Source organism: Lelliottia sp. GFLA7, assembly GCF_056490165.1.
In genome coordinates this window covers 65,711-85,794 of record NZ_JBWLAQ010000013.1, presented here as the reverse complement: position 1 = coordinate 85,794, position 20,084 = coordinate 65,711, and the positions used below count along the sequence as shown (strand labels likewise).

Sequence of the window (20,084 nt, the reverse complement as noted above, 5' to 3'; positions counted from 1 at the left end):
TTGCCTGGCGGCTTTAGCGCGGTGGTCCCACCTGACCCCATGCCGAACTCAGAAGTGAAACGCCGTAGCGCCGATGGTAGTGTGGGGTCTCCCCATGTGAGAGTAGGGAACTGCCAGGCATCAAATTAAGTAGTAAGCCGGTGCATAAATCCGGTGGTTACAGCAGTCTTCGGTGGAGCGGTAGTTCAGTCGGTTAGAATACCTGCCTGTCACGCAGGGGGTCGCGGGTTCGAGTCCCGTCCGTTCCGCCACTTATTATAAAAATTAAGCCTGCTAAACAAGCAGGCTTAATAGTAAGAAAATTTAGGGGCGTAGCTCAGTTGGTAGAGCACCGGTCTCCAAAACCGGGTGTCGCGAGTTCGAGTCTCTCCGCCCCTGCCATATATAATCCTTTGCTTAGGCAAAGGATTTTTTTTGTTTCGAAATCCCCAAAACCTGCATCCTTGCAAGCCTTCAGCTATCAATCCATCACATTGATTTTTAAAAGATCCTTTATTTGCACCTGCTTATCACTGTTCTGAAGCCAAACGGCGTAAAGCGGTCTGGGTAGCGTTGTTGAATCCGTAACAGTGTGCAAATTGGGCTTCTTATCGGCCCAACGAGCGGGCAACCAGGTGCATGCTTTAAGAGTCGCTAATTGCTGACAAGCCATCTCAGCTGAACTCGTTGTCAGAGCCGGGACATCATCTGCTGCAATCAAACCCGTTTCGTGCTGCTGAAAATCAGGTCCCCATTCCAGGCGCAAATAGGTCAGATCCGCTTTCATCATTGAAGGCGCAGAGGCATAGAGTGCGAGACTAAACTGTCCAAGGATCTGACTGCTAAACTCATCCATTTTAGGGGCTTCGGTAGTAATCAAAAGATCCAACTGGCGCTCATGCAGCTGCTTCACAAGCGATTGTCTCTGTGCGATCCTGGCCTCAAACTGCAAATTATCATGTGATCGGTATAAACGGGTAAGCCACTGACTTAGCATGCATTCCCACAAAGACGCGCTGGCCCCAATGGAAAACTCATTGTATCGCGAGGTGTGGGCGACTTCTTTTCGCGCGGCCTGCCAGGTGTTCATCAATGTTTCTGCGTAAGGGAGGAGCTTTTCCCCGGCAGCAGTTAAGCGAATATTGTTGCGATGACGGGTAAAAAGATTCACACCAAGCTGGTTTTCTAGCTGGCGAATACGAAAACTGACGGCTGATTGCGTCAGATAAAGCGCTTCTGCTGCCCGCCCGAAGTGACGCGTTCTGCTCACTTCGAGGAAAGTTTTTAGCAATTCCGTATCCACATCTTTCTCCGCAAAATTATTTGTCGTTATGATTTAAATCTTTTGTTTTACACTCTGTCAAGCGTAACTAATACTCCGCGCCATAAATAGCTCGGCCAAAGAATTAGGAGCGTGTAGGATGGCGGAAAGCTTTACGACGACTAATCGTTTTTTTGACAATAAAAATTATCCGCGTGGGTTCTCTCGTCATGGTGACTTCACCATTAAAGAAGCGCAACTGCTTGAACGTCATGGTTACGCTTTTAACGAGTTAGATCTGGGGAAACGTGAGCCTGCAACGGAAGACGAAAAACAGTTTGTTGCCGTTTGCCGTGGGGAACGTGAGCCGGAATCTGAAATAGAACGTGTGTGGATCAAGTACATGGGTCGTATTAAGCGACCAAAGCGTTTTCATACACTGTCTGGCGGTAAGCCACAGGTAGAAGGCGCAGAAGACTACACCGAATCGGACGATTGATATAATGAGAAAGGGGCTTAGGCCCCTTTTTTACGTCAGCATCTTTTGCAGATGCAGCAGCAGACGATCTATCGCGCGATAGCTTAATGCTTCTTGCAAATGCCTCCTCTCGATATCTCCACAACTCTCCAAATCTGCAATAGTGCGTGCGACCTTCAATAAGCGTTGCCAGGCCCGCACTGAAAGCCCAAGCCGCGTTAACGTCTCTTCTAGCCAACGGGAATCCTCCTCTGACAAACGACAACGCTGGCGAATCTCGGCGTTATCGAGACGTGCATTGAGCTTATTTTGGCGCTTCAACTGTCGTGCCTGTGCAATGATCACTCTTTCCCGCACGGTCACGCTGGTTTCACCCGTAGAGTTTGTCTGGCTAAGCACTCCCGGTGGTGGCAGCGGGATCTCCAGAGACAAATCAAAACGGTCAAGGAAGGGCCCTGACAACCTCCCCAGGTAGCGAAGCGTCTGTTCAGGCGTACTCCGGTTGTGATTGCCCTGATAATGCCCTGATGGGCTTGGATTCATGGCGGCAATGAGCTGAAACTGCGCGGGGTAGCTAATCTTCGCTCGTGTACGCGAAATGTGGATCTGTCCGGACTCGATAGGCTCACGTAATGCATCCAGAACCCGTCGTTCAAACTCCGGTAACTCATCAAGAAAAAGAATTCCGTTATGAGCTAAAGAGATTTCACCGGGCTCAGGAATAGAGCCGCCGCCGACCATCGCACAGAGTGAGGCGCTATGATGAGGAGAACGAAACGGTCGTCTCTTCCATTGCTTCTTCAATGATATTGAATTCGCCAGACTTATGATTGCGGCACTCTCAAGCGCTTCCTGATTATTTAGTGGTGGGAGCAGACCGTTCAGTCGACTTGCCAGCATCGTTTTTCCTGTCCCCGGCGGCCCGATAAGCAGAAGGTTATGACCACCGGCCGCAGTGATTTCCAGCGCACGCTTTCCCTGATCCTGGCCAATGATATCGCTCAGGTCGTCAAGAGAGTCTGATACCACTAGACGATTTTCCTCGGGCTCGGCAAGCTCATGACGGCCTTCGAGAAAAGCACAGACTTCTTGTAGGTGATTGGCAATCAGGCAACCCTTTTTCTCGATCAGGCTGACCTCTGATGCATTCTCGGCAGCAACGATAATCTCTCTTCCCGCCTGTAAGGCGGCTAACGCCCCGGAGATTGCGCCTGGAACGCCACGTAACGCACCTGTAAGCGCTAGTTCGCCCACAAACTCGTACGTGTTCAGTCTGGGGGCGTTAAGTTGCTCAGAGGCGGTGAGAAGCGCTATAGCGATAGGTAAATCATATCGCCCGCCTTCTTTGGGCAAGTCTGCAGGCGCCAGGTTGATGGTTATCTTTTTTGCCGGAAAGGTATAACCACTATTGATAATGGCGCTACGAACGCGATCTCGGGCTTCTTTCACTGTCGTTTCGGGCAGCCCGACAAGTGTTAAGCCTGGGAGACCGTTACTCAAATGAACCTCAACAGAGATGAGCGGAGCCTGCACTCCTAAAGCAGCGCGGGTATAAACAACAGACAGTGACATGAACGTCTCCTTTTGATGTCACTATGCCTGGATTATTTTTCGTTTTTTAGCAGCAATTTGTAGCATTACGAGGCGCTTTCACGTTTTTTTAAGACATTATGCAATGTTTGCATAATGCTTGAATCACGCTCGCAACTCGAAGTAAGCCGGTGTATCACCTGACGCCAGATTGAAAAAAATAATGAAAAATCTTCATTTTATAACTTTCTTATATAAAACAATCATTTTTAACAAAACGATTCGTTAGCCAAATGAATGCGCCGTAAATATTCCTTGTCTTCAAATCAATATCTGTGTTACCTCTTTAGGTATTCCTTCGAACAAGATGCAAAAATAACTGAATATGAAAGCCCTTCTACAAGTGATTAGCCTAGTCGTAATTAGCGTGGTGGTGATTATTATCCCACCGTGCGGGGCTGCACTTGGACGAGGAAAGGCTTAAAAAACAAGCCTTAACGAACTAAGACCCCCGCACCGAAAGGTCCGGGGGTTTTTTTATGACTTAAAAACTTAAACGAGGAGCAGATAATGATGACTAGCATAAAATACTGTTTCTCTCGAAGTATGACGGGGAACTGACTATGAATGGGGCACAGTGGGTAGTACATGCGTTGCGCGCGCAGGGAGTCGAGATGGTGTTCGGATATCCAGGAGGCGCAATTATGCCGATTTACGATGCACTGTATGACGGCGGCGTGGAACATCTGTTGTGCCGACACGAGCAGGGCGCGGCAATGGCGGCGATTGGTTTCGCCCGAGCCACGGGGAAAACCGGCGTTTGTATGGCGACTTCCGGTCCTGGGGCGACTAACCTGATCACCGGCCTGGCTGATGCGTTACTCGATTCCGTTCCTGTTGTGGCAATCACCGGTCAGGTGGCGTTGCCCCTGATTGGTACAGATGCGTTTCAGGAAGTGGACGTTCTGGGTTTGTCACTAGCCTGCACCAAGCACAGCTTTTTGGTGCAGTCTCTGGAAGAACTGCCACGCGTAATGGCAGAAGCCTTTGAGGTGGCAAACTCAGGCCGTCCGGGTCCGGTCCTGATCGACATTCCTAAAGATATCCAGCTCGCAATGGGCGATCTGGAGCCCCATTTTTCCACGGTTGAAACGGAAGATGCTTTCCCTTACTCGGAAGTAGAAGAAGCCCGGCAGATGCTGGCGCTGGCGCAGCAACCCATCCTGTATATCGGCGGTGGCGTAGGCATGGCGCAGGCGGTTCCGGCTATGCGGGAGTTTATCGACGTCACTCAAATGCCTGCAACCTGCACACTGAAAGGCCTCGGCGCGGTGGATGCTGATTACTCGTACTATCTGGGTATGTTGGGTATGCACGGGACGAAAGCCGCTAATCTGGCCGTTCAAGAGTGCGATTTACTTATCGCAGTGGGCGCCCGCTTTGATGACCGTGTGACCGGTAAGCTGAATACGTTTGCGCCGAATGCGAAAGTGATCCACATGGATATCGACCCCGCCGAAATGCACAAACTGCGTCAGGCTCATGTGACACTGCAGGGCGACCTGAATGCTTTATTGCCAGCACTGCAGCAGTCTTTGTCGATCGACAAATGGCGTGAACATACGGCGCAGATGCGCACAGAAAATGCCTGGCGTTACGACCACCCGGGCGAAGCAATCTACGCGCCATTGCTGTTAAAGCAGTTGTCGGATCGTAAACCGGCTAACAGCGTGGTCACCACCGATGTCGGTCAGCATCAGATGTGGTCCGCACAGCACATGACCTACACCCGCCCGGAAAATTTCATCACCTCGAGCGGCTTAGGCACCATGGGATTTGGATTACCCGCAGCGGTGGGTGCGCAGGTTGCGCGTCCCAACGATACGGTTATCTGCGTCTCGGGTGACGGCTCGTTCATGATGAACGTTCAGGAACTGGGCACCGTTAAGCGTAAACAATTACCGCTGAAAATCCTGTTACTGGATAACCAGCGTTTGGGGATGGTTCGCCAGTGGCAGCAGTTGTTCTTCAACGAACGCTACAGCGAAACAACCCTTACCGATAACCCCGATTTCCTCGTGTTAGCTAGCGCCTTCGGCATCCCAGGCCAACACATCACCCGTAAAGACCAGGTTGAAGCGGCACTCGACACCATGCTGTCCAGCGAGGGGCCCTATCTGCTTCATGTCTCAATCGACGAGCTTGAGAATGTCTGGCCATTGGTACCACCCGGTGCCAGTAACGCACAAATGCTGGAGAAATTATCATGATGCAACATCAGGTCGCCGTGCAGGCTCGCTTCAACCCGGAAACGTTAGAGCGCGTGCTGCGCGTAGTGCGCCATCGTGGTTTTCAGATTTGCGCCATGAATATGGAAACCGCTACCGATGCCCAGAACATAAATATCGAATTGACCGTTGCCAGCCCACGGTCGGTCGACTTACTGTTTAGTCAGCTAAGTAAACTGGTTGATGTTGCCCATGTCGCCATCTGCCAGAGCACAACCGCATCACAACAAATTCGCGCCTGAGCGCAATAGGAAGAAAAATGACCACGAAGAAAGCGGATTACATTTGGTTCAACGGTGAGATGGTGCGTTGGGAAGACGCGAAGATCCATGTAATGTCCCACGCCCTGCACTACGGCACCTCCGTTTTTGAAGGTATCCGTTGCTACGATTCTCACAAAGGACCGGTGGTGTTCCGTCATCGCGAACACATGCAGCGTCTGCGTGACTCGGCCAAAATCTACCGTTTTCCTGTCTCTCAGAGCGTTGATGAATTGATGGAAGCGTGCCGCGCCGTGATTCGTCAAAACAACCTGACCAGCGCCTATATTCGCCCGTTGGTCTTCGTGGGTGATGTCGGAATGGGCGTAAACCCGCCAGACGGTTACACCACCGATGTGATCATTGCCGCCTTCCCATGGGGGGCATATTTAGGTGCTGACGCGCTGGATCAGGGGATCGACGCCATGGTCTCTTCCTGGAATCGCGTGGCGCCAAACACCATCCCGACCGCTGCGAAAGCCGGTGGTAACTACCTTTCTTCACTGTTAGTGGGTAGCGAAGCGCGCCGCCACGGTTACCAGGAAGGTATCGCCCTGGATGTGAATGGCTACATCTCTGAAGGTGCGGGTGAAAACCTGTTTGAAGTGAAAGATGGCATCTTATTCACGCCGCCGTTTACCTCATCTGCATTGCCGGGTATCACCCGCGACGCCATCATCAAGTTGGCGAAAGATTTGGATATTGAAGTGCGCGAGCAGGTGCTATCCCGCGAATCGCTGTATCTTGCCGACGAAGTATTCATGTCCGGAACGGCGGCAGAAATCACCCCCGTTCGCAGCGTTGACGGCATCCAGGTAGGCGAAGGCCGCTGTGGCCCGGTCACTAAACGTATTCAGCAAGCATTCTTTGGCCTCTTCACCGGTGAAACGGAAGATAAATGGGGCTGGTTGGATCAAGTTAATTCATAAGCATAATTTTGGGGCGGCACGCACCGTCCCACTCATGAGAGAGATTAAGCATGCCTAAGTATCGTTCTGCCACCACCACTCACGGCCGCAATATGGCCGGTGCCCGCGCGCTGTGGCGCGCAACCGGGATGACCGACGACGACTTCGGTAAGCCGATTATCGCCGTGGTGAACTCCTTCACCCAGTTTGTGCCGGGCCATGTGCACTTGCGCGATCTCGGCAAACTGGTCGCTGAGCAAATCGAAGCGTCCGGCGGCGTGGCAAAAGAGTTCAACACCATCGCGGTGGACGACGGTATCGCCATGGGCCACGGAGGCATGCTTTATTCCCTGCCGTCGCGTGAACTGATCGCCGACTCCGTGGAATACATGGTGAACGCCCACTGCGCCGACGCCATGGTCTGTATCTCCAACTGCGACAAAATCACCCCAGGGATGCTGATGGCGTCCTTGCGTCTGAACATTCCGGTGATCTTTGTTTCCGGCGGTCCGATGGAAGCTGGTAAAACCAAGCTCTCTGACCAGATTATCAAGCTCGATCTCGTCGATGCGATGATTCAGGGCGCGGATCCGAAAGTCTCCGATGCACAAAGCGATCAGGTGGAACGCTCCGCGTGTCCAACCTGCGGATCCTGTTCCGGTATGTTCACCGCCAACTCCATGAACTGTCTGACCGAAGCGCTGGGTCTTTCTCAGCCGGGCAACGGTTCACTGCTGGCGACGCACGCCGATCGCGAGCAGCTGTTCCTGAGTGCCGGGACGCGCATCGTTGAGCTGACCAAACGCTATTACGAGCAAGACGATGCCAGCGCGCTTCCGCGTAACATCGCCAACAAAGCCGCATTCGAAAACGCCATGACGCTGGATATCGCCATGGGCGGTTCAACCAACACCGTTCTGCACCTGCTGGCGGCGGCGCAGGAAGCCGAAATCGACTTCACGATGAGTGATATCGACAAGCTCTCCCGCAAAGTGCCGCAGCTGTGTAAAGTCGCGCCGAGCACGCCAAAATATCACATGGAAGATGTTCACCGTGCCGGTGGCGTTCTGGGGATTTTGGGTGAGTTGGATCGTGCCGGGCTGTTGAACCGTGAAGTGAAAAACATTCTCGGGCTGACGCTGCCGCAGTCGCTTGAGCAGTACGACATCATGCTCACCAAAGACGATGCGGTGAAAAGCATGTTCCGCGCGGGCCCTGCCGGGATTCGTACCACCAAAGCATTCTCGCAAAACTGCCGTTGGGATACTTTGGATGATGACCGCGCCGAAGGCTGCATTCGCTCGCTGGAGCATGCTTACAGCCAGGAAGGCGGCCTGGCGGTTCTGTACGGTAACTTTGCCGAAAACGGCTGTATCGTTAAAACCGCAGGCGTCGACGACAGTATTCTGAAATTCACTGGTCCGGCGAAAGTGTATGAAAGCCAGGACGATGCCGTTGAGGCGATTCTGGGCGGTAAAGTGGTTGCAGGTGACGTGGTGGTGATTCGCTACGAAGGGCCAAAAGGCGGACCGGGCATGCAGGAAATGCTTTACCCAACGACCTTCCTGAAGTCGATGGGCCTGGGCAAAGCCTGTGCGCTGATCACCGACGGCCGATTCTCGGGCGGCACTTCTGGACTCTCTATCGGTCACGTTTCACCAGAAGCGGCGAGCGGCGGGAATATCGCGATTATCGAAGACGGCGATCTGATTGAAATCGACATTCCAAACCGTGGCATTCAGCTCCAGTTGAGCGATCAAGAAATTGCAGCGCGACGCGAAGCGCAAGACGCTCGCGGTGATAAAGCCTGGACGCCAAAAGATCGCCAGCGTGAGGTTTCTTACGCATTGCGTGCCTACGCCACGCTTGCCACCAGTGCTGACAAAGGCGCGGTGCGCGATAAATCCAAACTTGGGGGCTAATGATGGCCGAATCACAACCCTTATCCGCCGCCCCCGATGGGGCGGAATATCTCCGGGCGGTGCTGCGTGCGCCAGTCTACGAGGCAGTGCAAGTCACACCGCTGCAAAAAATGGACAAGCTCTCGTCTCGTCTTGATAACGTGATTCTGGTGAAGCGCGAAGACCGTCAGCCTGTGCACAGCTTCAAGCTGCGCGGCGCTTATACGATGATGGCCGGGCTGAACGAGGAGCAAAAAGCACGCGGTGTAATTACGGCTTCTGCGGGCAACCATGCGCAGGGCGTGGCGTTTTCTGCCGCGCGTCTGGGCGTGAAAGCGCTCATCGTGATGCCCGTAGCAACCGCTGATATCAAAGTCGATGCGGTACGCGGTTTTGGCGGTGAAGTGTTATTGCACGGCGCCAACTTTGACGAAGCCAAAGCGAAAGCGATCGACCTCGCGCAGCAGCAGGGTTTTACCTGGGTACCGCCGTTTGATCATCCGATGGTCATTGCCGGCCAGGGAACGCTGGCGCTGGAGCTGTTGCAGCAGGATGCGCACCTCGATCGGATATTTGTCCCGGTCGGCGGTGGCGGCCTTGCCGCAGGCGTCGCGGTGCTCATCAAGCAGTTAATGCCGCAAATCAAAGTTATCGCCGTTGAAGCGGAAGACTCCGCCTGCCTGAAAGCGGCGCTGGATGCGGGTCATCCTGTCGATCTGGCGCGTGTGGGATTGTTTGCCGAAGGCGTTGCCGTGAAGCGTATTGGCGATGAAACCTTCCGCGTATGTCAGGAATATCTCGACGACATCATTACCGTCGACAGCGATGCCATTTGTGCGGCAATGAAAGATCTGTTCGAAGATGTTCGTGCGGTTGCGGAACCGTCGGGTGCGCTGGCGCTGGCGGGGATGAAAAAATACATCGCGCAGCACAACATTCGCGGCGAACGCCTGGCGCATGTGCTGTCTGGCGCTAACGTCAACTTCCACGGCTTGCGTTATGTTTCCGAACGCTGCGAGCTGGGCGAACAGCGTGAAGCGCTTCTGGCGGTGACCATTCCGGAAGAGAAGGGCAGCTTCCTGAAATTCTGCCAACTGCTCGGCGGGCGTTCGGTCACTGAATTTAACTACCGTTTTGCCGATGCCAAAGACGCCTGTATTTTTGTTGGTGTGCGTTTGAGCCGTGGCGTGGAAGAGCGCAAAGAGATCCTGAGTTTGCTGCACGACGGCGGCTACAGCGTCGTTGATCTCTCCGACGATGAAATTGCGAAGCTGCACGTTCGCTATATGGTGGGTGGACGTCCGTCTAAGCCGTTGCAGGAACGTTTGTTCAGCTTTGAGTTCCCGGAATCACCGGGTGCGTTACTGAAATTCCTTCATACGCTGGGAACGCACTGGAACATTTCCCTGTTCCATTATCGTAGCCACGGTACGGATTTCGGACGCGTGCTGGCCGCCTTTGAGCTGGGCGAGCACGAGCCAGATTTCGAAACGCGGCTGAACGAGTTGGGCTACGATTGTCATGACGAAACCCATAATCCGGCGTTCAGGTTCTTCCTGGCGGGCTAGTGGTTCGGCAAAATCTGCCAGAAAGCGTCAATAAGCGGCTCATGCAGCCGCTTTTTTTGTGCGCACACACCCAGTTCAAACGGTGTCTTCTCATCGCTGCGCTCTAAAATCATCACGCGATTACGCACCGGTTCCGGACTGTTTTCCAACACCACTTCCGGGAGCAACGCCACGCCGCATCCAAGCGCCACCATCGACACCATTGCTTCGTGCCCGCCTACCGTGGCGTAAATGGACGGATTGCTGATTTTCTGCCGACGGAACCATAGCTCGATGCGGCGGCGAACCGGGCCCTGATCGGCCATGATAAACGGCACCGTTGACCAGTCAGGCTCCTCCACAGAGATCTGATTACGTACCGGGCAGGGCAGCGCCGGGGCGATCAACACCACTGCCAGATTTTCCAGCATCGAGAACGCCACCGCGCCGGGCAACATTTCCGGTTTACCGGCAATCGCCAGATCCGCTTCACCCGTCACCACTTTTTCCATCGCGTCGGCGGCATCGCCGGTGGTGAGCTTTATTTCAACGGACGGATGCTCTGCGCGGAAGCGATCAAGAATGGGCGGTAAATGGCTGTACGCCGCCGTCACAGAACAAAAAATATGGAGTTCGCCCGATAGCGATGGGCCTTGCTGATCGAGGGTGTGGCGCAACTGCTGATATTGCAAAAGCGTTTGCTGGGCGAAGACGCGCAATTCTTCGCCCGCTTCCGTGAGCGTGACGGTGCGGTTATCGCGAACAAACAGTGCCTGACCGAGATCCTCTTCGAGGCGCTGGATTTGCCGGGAAAGCGTGGAAGGACTGACGTGCATCGCCCGTGCGCTGCGGCCAAAATGACGACTTTCCGCCAGATGCAGAAAGGTTTTCAGATCGCGTAAATCCACAGGACGCACTCCACGATTTTACGTTGCAGAAATTGCAACGTGACGTTGTGAATATATCAATTTCCGCAATAAATTTCCTGTCATATAGTAAGTTCATTCTCGCATAAGCGAAGTAAACCGAATAATAAGCACCACAACACAACATCACGAGGTTCCACCATGGCTAACTACTTCAACACACTGAATCTGCGTCAGCAGCTGGCGCAGCTGGGCAAATGCCGCTTCATGGCGCGCGACGAATTTGCCGATGGCGCAAGCTACCTTCAGGGTAAAAAAGTGGTCATCGTCGGCTGTGGCGCACAGGGTCTGAACCAGGGCCTGAACATGCGTGACTCCGGTCTGGATATCTCTTACGCCCTGCGTAAAGAAGCGATTGCTGAAAAGCGCGCATCATGGCGTAAAGCGACTGAAAACGGCTTCAAAGTGGGCACTTACGAAGAGCTGGTGCCGCAGGCGGATCTGGTTGTTAACCTGACGCCAGACAAACAGCACTCCGACGTTGTGCGTTCCGTTCAGCCGCTGATGAAAGACGGCGCTGCGCTGGGTTACTCTCACGGTTTCAACATCGTTGAAGTGGGCGAGCAAATTCGTAAAGACATCACCGTGGTGATGGTTGCGCCGAAGTGCCCAGGCACCGAAGTGCGTGAAGAATACAAACGTGGTTTCGGTGTTCCGACGCTGATCGCCGTTCACCCGGAAAACGATCCAAAAGGCGAAGGCATGGCGATTGCCAAAGCCTGGGCTGCTGCAACCGGCGGTCACCGTGCGGGCGTTCTGGAATCCTCATTCGTGGCAGAAGTAAAATCTGACCTGATGGGTGAGCAAACCATTCTGTGCGGCATGCTGCAGGCCGGTTCTCTGCTGTGCTTCGACAAGCTGGTGGAAGAAGGTACCGATCCGGCGTACGCAGAAAAACTGATTCAGTTCGGCTGGGAAACCATCACCGAAGCGCTGAAGCAGGGCGGAATTACGCTGATGATGGACCGTCTGTCTAATCCAGCAAAACTGCGTGCTTATGCGCTGTCAGAGGAATTGAAAGAGATTATGGCTCCGCTGTTCCAGAAACACATGGACGATATCATCTCCGGCGAATTCTCCTCCGGTATGATGGCTGACTGGGCGAATGACGATAAAAACCTGCTGACCTGGCGTGAAGAGACCGGCAAAACCGCGTTCGAAACCGCTTCGCAGTTTGACGGTAAAATCAGCGAGCAAGAGTACTTCGATAAAGGCGTTCTGATGATCGCGATGGTGAAAGCGGGCGTTGAGCTGGCGTTCGAAACCATGGTTGATTCCGGCATCATCGAAGAGTCTGCTTACTACGAATCACTGCACGAGCTGCCGCTGATCGCGAACACCATTGCGCGTAAGCGTCTGTATGAAATGAACGTGGTCATCTCTGATACCGCCGAGTACGGTAACTATCTGTTCTCTTATGCCTGTGTACCGTTGCTGAAAGAGTTCATGACGACCCTGCAGACAGGCGACCTGGGCAAAGCAGTTGCTGAAGGCGCGGTAGACAACGCTCAGCTGCGTGACGTGAACGAAGCGATCCGCAGCCATGCAATCGAAAGCGTGGGTCATACGCTGCGTGGTTATATGAAAGATATGAAGCGTATTGCTGTCGCAGGCTGATTCCTCGTCGCCTTTCGACTTGCCGATGCGTTGGCGGCAAATCGAAATACTCAGAGAAATCGCTTTTCACTATTAAAAAAGCCCGGTGAACTTGAATTCACCGGGCTTTTTATTAATTCCTGTAAAGCACTTTAATGATGTGGTAACCGAACTGGGTGTGCAGCGGGCCAGTTGGCTCCAGCACCGGGCAGGAGAACACCACTTTATCAAACGCCGGCACCATCTGGCCCTGACGGAATTCACCCAGGTGGCCGCCTTTTTTACCGGATGGGCAGGTAGAGTGTTTCTTCGCCAGCTTCTCGAAGTCTGCGCCGTTTTTGATCTGTTCCAGAAGATCTAATGCCAGTTTTTCTTCTTTAACAAGGATATGCAGTGCTGCTGCTGTTTTTGCCATGATCGTGCCTTGAGTGGTATGGATTAGGCTCGCTATACTACCACGCGTTTTCCTCCTCTCCCGACTTTCATTGAGTGACCTGCATATGCGTTTAAACCCCGGACAACAACAAGCTGTCGAATTCGTCACCGGACCTTGCCTGGTGCTGGCGGGGGCGGGATCCGGAAAAACGCGCGTGATTACCAATAAAATCGCGCATTTGATTCGTGGCTGTGGCTATCAGGCACGTCATATCGCCGCGGTGACCTTTACCAACAAAGCCGCGCGCGAGATGAAAGAGCGCGTCGGGCAAACGCTGGGGCGCAAAGAAGCGCGCGGCCTGATGATTTCGACGTTCCACACGCTGGGCCTGGATATCATCAAGCGCGAATATGCCGCGTTGGGGATGAAATCCAATTTCTCATTATTTGACGATACCGATCAGGTGGCGCTGCTCAAAGAACTGACTGAAGGGCGGATCGAAGACGACAAGCTGATCCTCCAGCAGCTGATCTCGACGATCTCAAACTGGAAAAACGATCTGATGACGCCCTCTCAGGCTGCCGCGAGTGCCAAAGGCGAGCGCGATCGGATCTTTGCGCACTGCTACAGCCTGTACGACGACCACCTCAAAGCCTGTAATGTTCTCGATTTTGACGATTTGATTCTGCTGCCGACGCTGCTTTTACAGCGTAATGAAGAGGTGCGGGAGCGCTGGCAAAACAAGATTCGTTATCTGCTGGTGGATGAGTATCAGGACACCAACACCAGCCAGTATGAGCTGGTGAAATTGCTGGTGGGACAGCGCGCACGCTTCACCGTGGTTGGCGATGACGACCAGTCGATTTATTCCTGGCGTGGTGCTCGTCCGCAAAACCTGGTGCTGTTGAGCCAAGATTTCCCGGCATTACAGGTGGTTAAGCTGGAGCAGAACTACCGCTCTTCAGGGCGGATCCTGAAGGCGGCAAACATCCTGATCGCCAATAACCCCCATGTCTTTGAAAAGCGGCTTTTCTCCGAACTGGGCTACGGCACGGAACTCAAAGTGCTTAGCGCCAACAATGAAGAGCATGAGGCTGAGCGCGTGGCTGGCGAGTTGATTGCCCATCACTTCGTGAATAAAACCGCGTACAAAGACTATGCGATTCTCTACCGCGGCAACCACCAGTCGCGCGTGTTTGAAAAGATGCTGATGCAAAACCGCATCCCGTACAAAATTTCGGGAGGCACGTCGTTTTTCTCTCGCCCGGAAATCAAAGATTTACTCGCTTATCTGCGTGTGCTCACCAATCCGGATGATGACAGTGCGTTTTTGCGTATCGTGAATACACCGAAGCGTGAAATCGGCCCGGCGACGCTGCAAAAGCTGGGTGAGTGGGCGATGACGCGCAATAAAAGTATGTTCACCGCCAGCTTTGATATGGGCCTTAGTCAGTCGCTGACCGGGCGTGGTTATGAATCGCTCACGCGCTTTACCCAGTGGCTGGGCGAAATCCAGCGTCTCGCCGAGCGCGAACCGGTCTCGGCGGTGCGCGATTTGATTCATGGTATCAACTATGAATCCTGGCTGTATGAGACGTCCGCGAGCCCTAAAGCGGCGGAAATGCGCATGAAAAACGTTAATCAGCTCTTTACGTGGATGACCGAAATGCTGGAAGGCTCCGAAATTGATGAGCCAATGACGCTGACGCAGGTCGTCACCCGATTTACCCTGCGCGATATGATGGAACGCGGTGAGAGCGATGAAGAGACGGATCAGGTTCAGCTGATGACGCTGCATGCGTCTAAAGGGCTTGAATTTCCGTATGTCTATTTAATCGGGATGGAAGAGGGATTACTGCCGCATCAGAGCAGCATTGACGAAGATAACGTCGATGAAGAGCGTCGACTGGCGTATGTAGGAATCACACGCGCCCAGAAAGAGCTGACCTTTACGCTGTGCAAAGAGCGCCGTCAATATGGCGAAATGGTGCGTCCAGAACCGAGTCGATTCCTGCTGGAGTTACCGCAGGATGATTTGCAGTGGGAACAAGAACGCAAAGTGATTACCGCGGAAGAAAGAATGCACAAAGGGCAGGCGAACGTGGCGAATATCCGCGCGATGCTGGCAAAAGCGAAAGAGAAATAACCCGCTATTTTACCTCTAAAGCCCAGTGGACATAGCTTTGCCACTGGTATTCCTGCTCAATCATTTCTGCGCCAAGTGGATGATTATCTAACCAATCTTCTGGAAGCGTGAGCGTCAGGTTTTCACCTTCGGCCTCAAGCTTGATTGCGGGCAGCAAATCGTCGCGGCGGCGGCTGGCAAACAAAATCGCCAGACGCAGAAGCCGGCAGAGATGTTCGGCAACGCGCGGTGGTACGGCATTTTGCTGATGCAAAGAGGAGAGATCGACAGTATTGGTTTGGTTCAGAAGCAAGGTGGCGAGCAGTTTTTTCTGCGCTGGGGTAAATCCAGGCAGATCAAGATTTCGTACCAGATAGGCGGCATGAATGGGCGCCTGTTTGAAATCAATGCTCAGACCCATTTCATGCAGCGCACAGGCGCTGATGAGCAAATCCTGACTTAATGGCTCAAGTGCCCACGTTGTCTTGAGTTGATTCGCGAAGCTGGAAGCCAATTGTGCAACGCGCTGTGCCTGTTCAGTATCGACAATAAAGCGGCGCTGGATATTACGCAGCGTACGGCTGCGAATATCCTGTTCTACCGCCAAATGCAACATACCGTAAACCAGCCCTTCGCGCAGCGCACCGCCCGCAAGCGTCATACAGTGAATGTCCAACTCGGAGAAAATGGCAATCAGGATCGCCAGGCCGCTTGGGAAAACCAGCGCACGCTCCAGCGTCAAGCCTTCGATTTCCAGCTCTTCAAGGCGACCACACTGGATGGCGCGCTGTTTGAGCTGTTGCAGTTTGGCAAGCGTAATACGCTCGTCCATACCCTGCGCCATCATGATTTCTTGCAGTGCCTGAACCGTACCCGACGCCCCGACGCACACTTTCCAGCCGTGATAACGCAGTTTGTCCATGACCGGGCGCAGGACTTCACGCGCGGCATTTTCCGCCACGTCGAAATTTTCCAGGGCGAGATTGCGATCGGTAAAATAGCGCTCGAGCCAGGTAACGCATCCCATCGACAGGCTAAACAGCGACGTTGCCTGGGCACCTGTACCGGTGACCAGTTCCGTGCTTGCACCACCAATATCCACAACAAGACGACGATCGTCGCCGCCAGTGGTATGGGCGACACCTTGGTAAATCAGACGCGCTTCTTCTTCGCCGCTGATCACCTGTACCGGACAGCCGAGAATCTCCTGCGCTTTAGCAATAAAATCAACAGAGTTGACCGCCAGACGTAAGGTAGCTGTCGCCACAACGCGGATTTGATTGTGCGGGATGTCCTGCAGACGTTCAGCGAAGAGACGCAGGCATTGCCAGCCGCGTTCCATCGCTTCGGGAGAAAGGTGGTTATCTTGACTCAGGCCCGCCGCGAGACGGACCTTACGCTTAATGCGTGTCAGGGTTTGAATGCTCCCCGCCACCTCGCGCACTACCAGCATATGAAAACTATTCGAACCTAAATCAATAGCGGCATAGAGCGAGGAACCGGTGATCATCATTTTTAGCCCGGACGACGGCGATTACGCGGCGCGCCAGTACGACGCGGACCATTGCCAGAGCGTGCACGCGTCAGGCGTTTCGGCGGTGGCAGTTCGCTCAACAGCGCGTCCGGATTATACTTGCTCTGCGGAACAGAGTGACCGATGTAGGTCTCAATCGCGGTAAGGTTCAGCGCGTACTCTTCACAGGCTAGGCTGATAGAGTGACCGCTTGCACCAGCGCGACCGGTACGGCCGATACGGTGAACGTAATCTTCGCAATCGTCAGGGAGATCGTAGTTGAAGACGTGCGTAACGGCTGGGATGTGCAGGCCGCGTGCAGCAACGTCAGTCGCAACCAGAATATCCAGATCGCCACGGGTGAAATCTTCGAGAATACGCAGACGTTTTTTCTGCGCGACGTCGCCCGTCAGCAGGCCCACGCGATGACCGTCCGCAGCCAAATGGCCCCAGATATCTTCGCAGCGGTGTTTGGTGTTCGCAAAAATAATGGCGCGATCTGGCCACTCTTCTTCGATGAGGGTCTGCAGAAGACGCATTTTCTCTTCGTTAGAAGGATAGAAAAGCTCTTCTTTAATACGGTGGCCCGTTTTCTGCTCCGGCTCAACTTCGACGTATTCGGCGTTGTTCATTTGTTCGAACGCCAGTTCACGGACGCGATAAGAGAGGGTGGCAGAGAAAAGCATATTCAGGCGCTGCGGCGTAGGCGGCATGCGGCGGAACAACCAGCGGATATCTTTAATGAAGCCCAGATCGTACATACGGTCTGCTTCGTCGAGTACCACAACCTGGATCGCACCGAGGTTAATGTGGTTTTGCTTAGCGTAATCGATAAGACGGCCAGTGGTGCCGATCAGAATATCAACACCGCTTTCTAATACTTTCAGCTGTTTATCGTAACCATCGCCGCCATAAGCCAGACCCAGCTTTAAGCCAGTGGTCTGCGCCAGGGGTTCTGCGTCAGCATGGATCTGCACCGCAAGTTCTCGCGTTGGGGCCATAATCAGCGCACGCGGTTGGTTAACTTTTCGGTCAGCCATTGCCGGGTTTGAGAGTAAATAATGGAACGCTGACGTTAAAAACGCCATCGTTTTGCCAGTACCGGTTTGCGCCTGCCCTGCAACATCGCGACCCGCCAGCGTGAGCGGCAGGGCGAGAGCTTGAATGGGCGTGCAGTAATGGAAGCCTTTATTTTCAAGGGCTTCGATGACTTTTGCATGCAGGGCGAAGTCGGAAAACTTCTGTTCTGTTAAATGTGTTTTGCTCATAGTGTGGTAGAATATCAGCTTACTATTGCTTTACGAAAGCGTATCCGGTGAAATAAAGTCAACCTTTAGTTGGTTAATGCTACATCAACACGTCGTTGATTAATCCTACACCAACACGCCAGGCTTATTCCTGTGGAGTTATATATGAGCGATAAAATTATTCACCTGACTGACGATAGTTTTGACACGGACGTACTTAAAGCTGACGGGCTGATCCTCGTCGATTTCTGGGCTGAATGGTGTGGTCCTTGCAAAATGATTGCTCCGATTCTGGATGAAATCGCTGACGAATATCAGGGCAAACTGACGGTTGCCAAGCTGAACATCGACCAGAACCCGGGCACCGCGCCGAAATACGGCATTCGTGGCATCCCGACACTGCTGCTGTTCAAAAACGGCGAAGTGGCTGCGACCAAAGTGGGCGCACTGTCCAAAGGTCAGTTGAAAGAGTTCCTGGACGCGAATCTGGCGTAAGGTCTCTCGGCCTGTGGCGTCTGGAATTCCGAATTGATTCGGATCTCTGGACGCCCGGCTTTAGTCGTGCTAAGTTACTTATGACTTCGATTTAAACATACCTTGTCGTTCTTGTTTTACCCGATGCTTCCCATTGTTGACACTCACAGTGCGTGAAGTTGCTAGATTCCGGGCTTGTCACTCAATCCGTCTTGTCGTTTCAGAGCTGCGTTCTTTCCCTGTAACCAGACAGCGAACAGACATGAGTTGATGGCCGCAAACAGGCATGGATGACCCTTCCATACCATTCACAAATTAAGTTCGAGATTTACCCCGAGTTTAAGAACCCACACCATTATGAATCTTACCGAATTAAAGAATACGCCGGTTTCTGAGCTGATTACTCTCGGCGAAAACATGGGCCTTGAAAACCAGGCTCGTATGCGCAAGCAGGACATCATTTTTGCCATCCTGAAGCAGCATGCTAAGAGTGGCGAAGATATCTTTGGCGACGGTGTACTGGAGATATTGCAAGACGGATTTGGTTTCCTCCGTTCTGGAGATAGCTCCTACCTCGCCGGTCCTGATGACATCTACGTATCCCCTAGCCAAATCCGCCGTTTCAACCTCCGTACTGGTGACACCATTTCAGGTAAGATTCGTCCTCCTAAAGAGGGTGAACGCTACTTTGCGCTGTTGAAAGTTAACGAAGTTAACTACGATAAACCTGAAAACTCGCGCAATAAGATCCTGTTTGAAAACTTAACGCCGCTGCACGCGAATTCTCGCCTGCGCATGGAGCGTGGTAACGGTTCTACCGAAGACCTGACGGCTCGCGTTCTGGATCTGGCGTCTCCAATTGGTCGTGGTCAGCGTGGTCTGATCGTGGCACCACCGAAAGCAGGTAAGACCATGCTGCTGCAGAACATCGCGCAGAGCATTGCTTACAACCATCCTGATTGCGTACTGATGGTTCTGCTGATCGATGAGCGTCCAGAAGAAGTAACAGAGATGCAGCGTCTGGTGAAAGGTGAAGTGATTGCATCTACCTTTGATGAGCCAGCCTCTCGCCACGTTCAGGTTGCTGAAATGGTTATCGAGAAAGCTAAGCGTCTGGTTGAGCACAAGAAAGACGTTATTATTCTGCTCGACTCCATCACTCGTCTGGCGCGTGCTTACAACACCGTAGTTCCTGCTTCCGGTAAAGTACTGACTGGTGGTGTGGATGCGAACGCATTACACCGTCCGAAGCGTTTCTTTGGTGCTGCGCGTAACGTTGAAGAGGGCGGAAGCCTGACGATTATCGCGACAGCTCTGGTTGATACCGGCTCTAAAATGGATGAAGTTATCTACGAAGAGTTTAAAGGCACCGGTAACATGGAACTGCACCTGGCACGTAAAATCGCCGAGAAGCGTGTCTTCCCAGCGATTGATTACAACCGTTCAGGGACGCGTAAAGAAGAGCTGCTCACTACTCAGGAAGAGCTGCAGAAAATGTGGATCCTGCGTAAGATTATTCACCCGATGGGCGAAATCGACGCAATGGAGTTCCTCATCAATAAGCTGGCAATGACGAAGACCAACGATGATTTCTTCGACATGATGAAACGCTCGTAAAACAAATAAACCCAGCAAACGCCACGTTTTTACGTGGCGTTTTCTTTTTTTGGACTAT

General features: G+C 53.0%; 17 protein-coding genes, 2 tRNA genes and 1 rRNA gene. 14 read left to right on the top strand and 6 right to left on the bottom strand.

Annotation, left to right across the window (positions count from 1 at the left end):
* Positions 1-3 precede the first annotated feature (3 nt).
* From rrf to AC07RN_RS20575, 3 genes are all read left to right on the top strand, one after another.
* Positions 4-119 (top strand): 5S ribosomal RNA (rrf, locus tag AC07RN_RS20585).
* Positions 120-174: 55 nt separating this feature from the next.
* Positions 175-251, top strand: a tRNA-Asp gene (locus AC07RN_RS20580).
* Between the two features lie 54 nt (positions 252-305).
* Positions 306-381: transfer RNA gene (locus AC07RN_RS20575), tRNA-Trp, on the top strand.
* A gap of 79 nt (positions 382-460) precedes the next feature.
* On the opposite strand, the gene hdfR is transcribed toward AC07RN_RS20575, so the two are convergent.
* Entirely contained in the window at positions 461-1,282 is an 822-nt protein-coding gene (hdfR, locus tag AC07RN_RS20570) for an HTH-type transcriptional regulator HdfR (protein WP_449553790.1), read from the bottom strand.
* 118 nt (positions 1,283-1,400) lie between these two features.
* On the opposite strand from hdfR, the gene AC07RN_RS20565 reads away from it, so the two are divergent.
* Complete coding sequence (locus AC07RN_RS20565; protein ID WP_015960976.1) at positions 1,401-1,739, top strand: MaoP family protein; 339 nt, start codon at positions 1,401-1,403, stop codon at positions 1,737-1,739.
* Between the two features lie 30 nt (positions 1,740-1,769).
* On the opposite strand, the gene AC07RN_RS20560 is transcribed toward AC07RN_RS20565, so the two are convergent.
* Positions 1,770-3,290: a YifB family Mg chelatase-like AAA ATPase gene (locus AC07RN_RS20560; protein ID WP_449553789.1), complete on the bottom strand. Its 1,521-nt coding sequence runs from the start codon at positions 3,288-3,290 to the stop codon at positions 1,770-1,772.
* A 343-nt stretch (positions 3,291-3,633) separates the two neighbouring features.
* Here AC07RN_RS20560 and ilvL point away from each other — a divergent pair, with 343 nt between their 5' ends.
* The 6 genes from ilvL (at position 3,634) to ilvA (ending at position 10,173) form a co-directional block, all read left to right on the top strand.
* Positions 3,634-3,732 (top strand): ilv operon leader peptide, encoded by a 99-nt coding sequence (ilvL, locus tag AC07RN_RS20555; RefSeq protein WP_071818784.1) that lies wholly within the window; start codon positions 3,634-3,636, stop codon positions 3,730-3,732.
* A gap of 139 nt (positions 3,733-3,871) precedes the next feature.
* Positions 3,872-5,518 (top strand): acetolactate synthase 2 catalytic subunit, encoded by a 1,647-nt coding sequence (ilvG, locus tag AC07RN_RS20550; protein WP_478337169.1) that lies wholly within the window; start codon positions 3,872-3,874, stop codon positions 5,516-5,518.
* Positions 5,515-5,778, top strand: a complete 264-nt coding sequence (ilvM, locus tag AC07RN_RS20545) for an acetolactate synthase 2 small subunit (protein WP_015960973.1) — start codon at positions 5,515-5,517, stop codon at positions 5,776-5,778. Before ilvG ends, ilvM begins: the two co-directional genes overlap by 4 nt.
* A 17-nt stretch (positions 5,779-5,795) precedes the next feature.
* Positions 5,796-6,725: a branched-chain amino acid transaminase gene (locus AC07RN_RS20540; protein WP_015960972.1), complete on the top strand. Its 930-nt coding sequence runs from the start codon at positions 5,796-5,798 to the stop codon at positions 6,723-6,725.
* A gap of 50 nt (positions 6,726-6,775) precedes the next feature.
* Positions 6,776-8,626: a dihydroxy-acid dehydratase gene (gene ilvD, locus AC07RN_RS20535; RefSeq protein WP_015960971.1), complete on the top strand. Its 1,851-nt coding sequence runs from the start codon at positions 6,776-6,778 to the stop codon at positions 8,624-8,626.
* A 2-nt stretch (positions 8,627-8,628) separates the two neighbouring features.
* On the top strand, positions 8,629-10,173 hold the full coding sequence (gene ilvA / locus AC07RN_RS20530; RefSeq protein ID WP_478337172.1) for a threonine ammonia-lyase, biosynthetic: 1,545 nt from the start codon (positions 8,629-8,631) through the stop codon (positions 10,171-10,173).
* Here the strand turns inward: ilvA and ilvY are convergent.
* The gene (ilvY, locus tag AC07RN_RS20525; RefSeq protein ID WP_015960969.1) at positions 10,170-11,060 is read right to left on the bottom strand and encodes an HTH-type transcriptional activator IlvY; all 891 of its coding nucleotides are present in this window, start codon (positions 11,058-11,060) and stop codon (positions 10,170-10,172) included. The genes ilvA and ilvY overlap by 4 nt on opposite strands.
* Before the next feature lie 159 nt (positions 11,061-11,219).
* Here ilvY and ilvC point away from each other — a divergent pair, with 159 nt between their 5' ends.
* Positions 11,220-12,695, top strand: a complete 1,476-nt coding sequence (ilvC, locus tag AC07RN_RS20520; protein ID WP_478337168.1) for a ketol-acid reductoisomerase — start codon at positions 11,220-11,222, stop codon at positions 12,693-12,695.
* 112 nt (positions 12,696-12,807) lie between these two features.
* Here ilvC and ppiC read toward each other — a convergent pair whose 3' ends face one another.
* Positions 12,808-13,089, bottom strand: coding sequence for a peptidylprolyl isomerase PpiC (gene ppiC, locus AC07RN_RS20515; protein WP_015960967.1), 282 nt, complete (start codon positions 13,087-13,089; stop codon positions 12,808-12,810).
* Positions 13,090-13,174: 85 nt separating this feature from the next.
* Between ppiC and rep the strand changes: the two genes are divergently transcribed.
* Positions 13,175-15,196: a DNA helicase Rep gene (gene rep / locus AC07RN_RS20510; protein ID WP_015960966.1), complete on the top strand. Its 2,022-nt coding sequence runs from the start codon at positions 13,175-13,177 to the stop codon at positions 15,194-15,196.
* A 4-nt stretch (positions 15,197-15,200) separates the two neighbouring features.
* On the opposite strand, the gene gppA is transcribed toward rep, so the two are convergent.
* Both gppA and rhlB read right to left on the bottom strand, forming a co-directional pair.
* Positions 15,201-16,685 (bottom strand): guanosine-5'-triphosphate,3'-diphosphate diphosphatase, encoded by a 1,485-nt coding sequence (gene gppA / locus AC07RN_RS20505; protein WP_478337171.1) that lies wholly within the window; start codon positions 16,683-16,685, stop codon positions 15,201-15,203.
* Between the two features lie 5 nt (positions 16,686-16,690).
* The gene (gene rhlB, locus AC07RN_RS20500) at positions 16,691-17,956 is read right to left on the bottom strand and encodes an ATP-dependent RNA helicase RhlB (RefSeq protein WP_015960964.1); all 1,266 of its coding nucleotides are present in this window, start codon (positions 17,954-17,956) and stop codon (positions 16,691-16,693) included.
* 144 nt (positions 17,957-18,100) lie between these two features.
* Between rhlB and trxA the strand changes: the two genes are divergently transcribed.
* Both trxA and rho read left to right on the top strand, forming a co-directional pair.
* Positions 18,101-18,430, top strand: coding sequence for a thioredoxin TrxA (gene trxA, locus AC07RN_RS20495; protein WP_006179218.1), 330 nt, complete (start codon positions 18,101-18,103; stop codon positions 18,428-18,430).
* Positions 18,431-18,766: 336 nt separating this feature from the next.
* Positions 18,767-20,026, top strand: a complete 1,260-nt coding sequence (rho, locus tag AC07RN_RS20490) for a transcription termination factor Rho (RefSeq protein WP_015960963.1) — start codon at positions 18,767-18,769, stop codon at positions 20,024-20,026.
* The last annotated feature ends 58 nt before the right edge of the window (positions 20,027-20,084 follow it).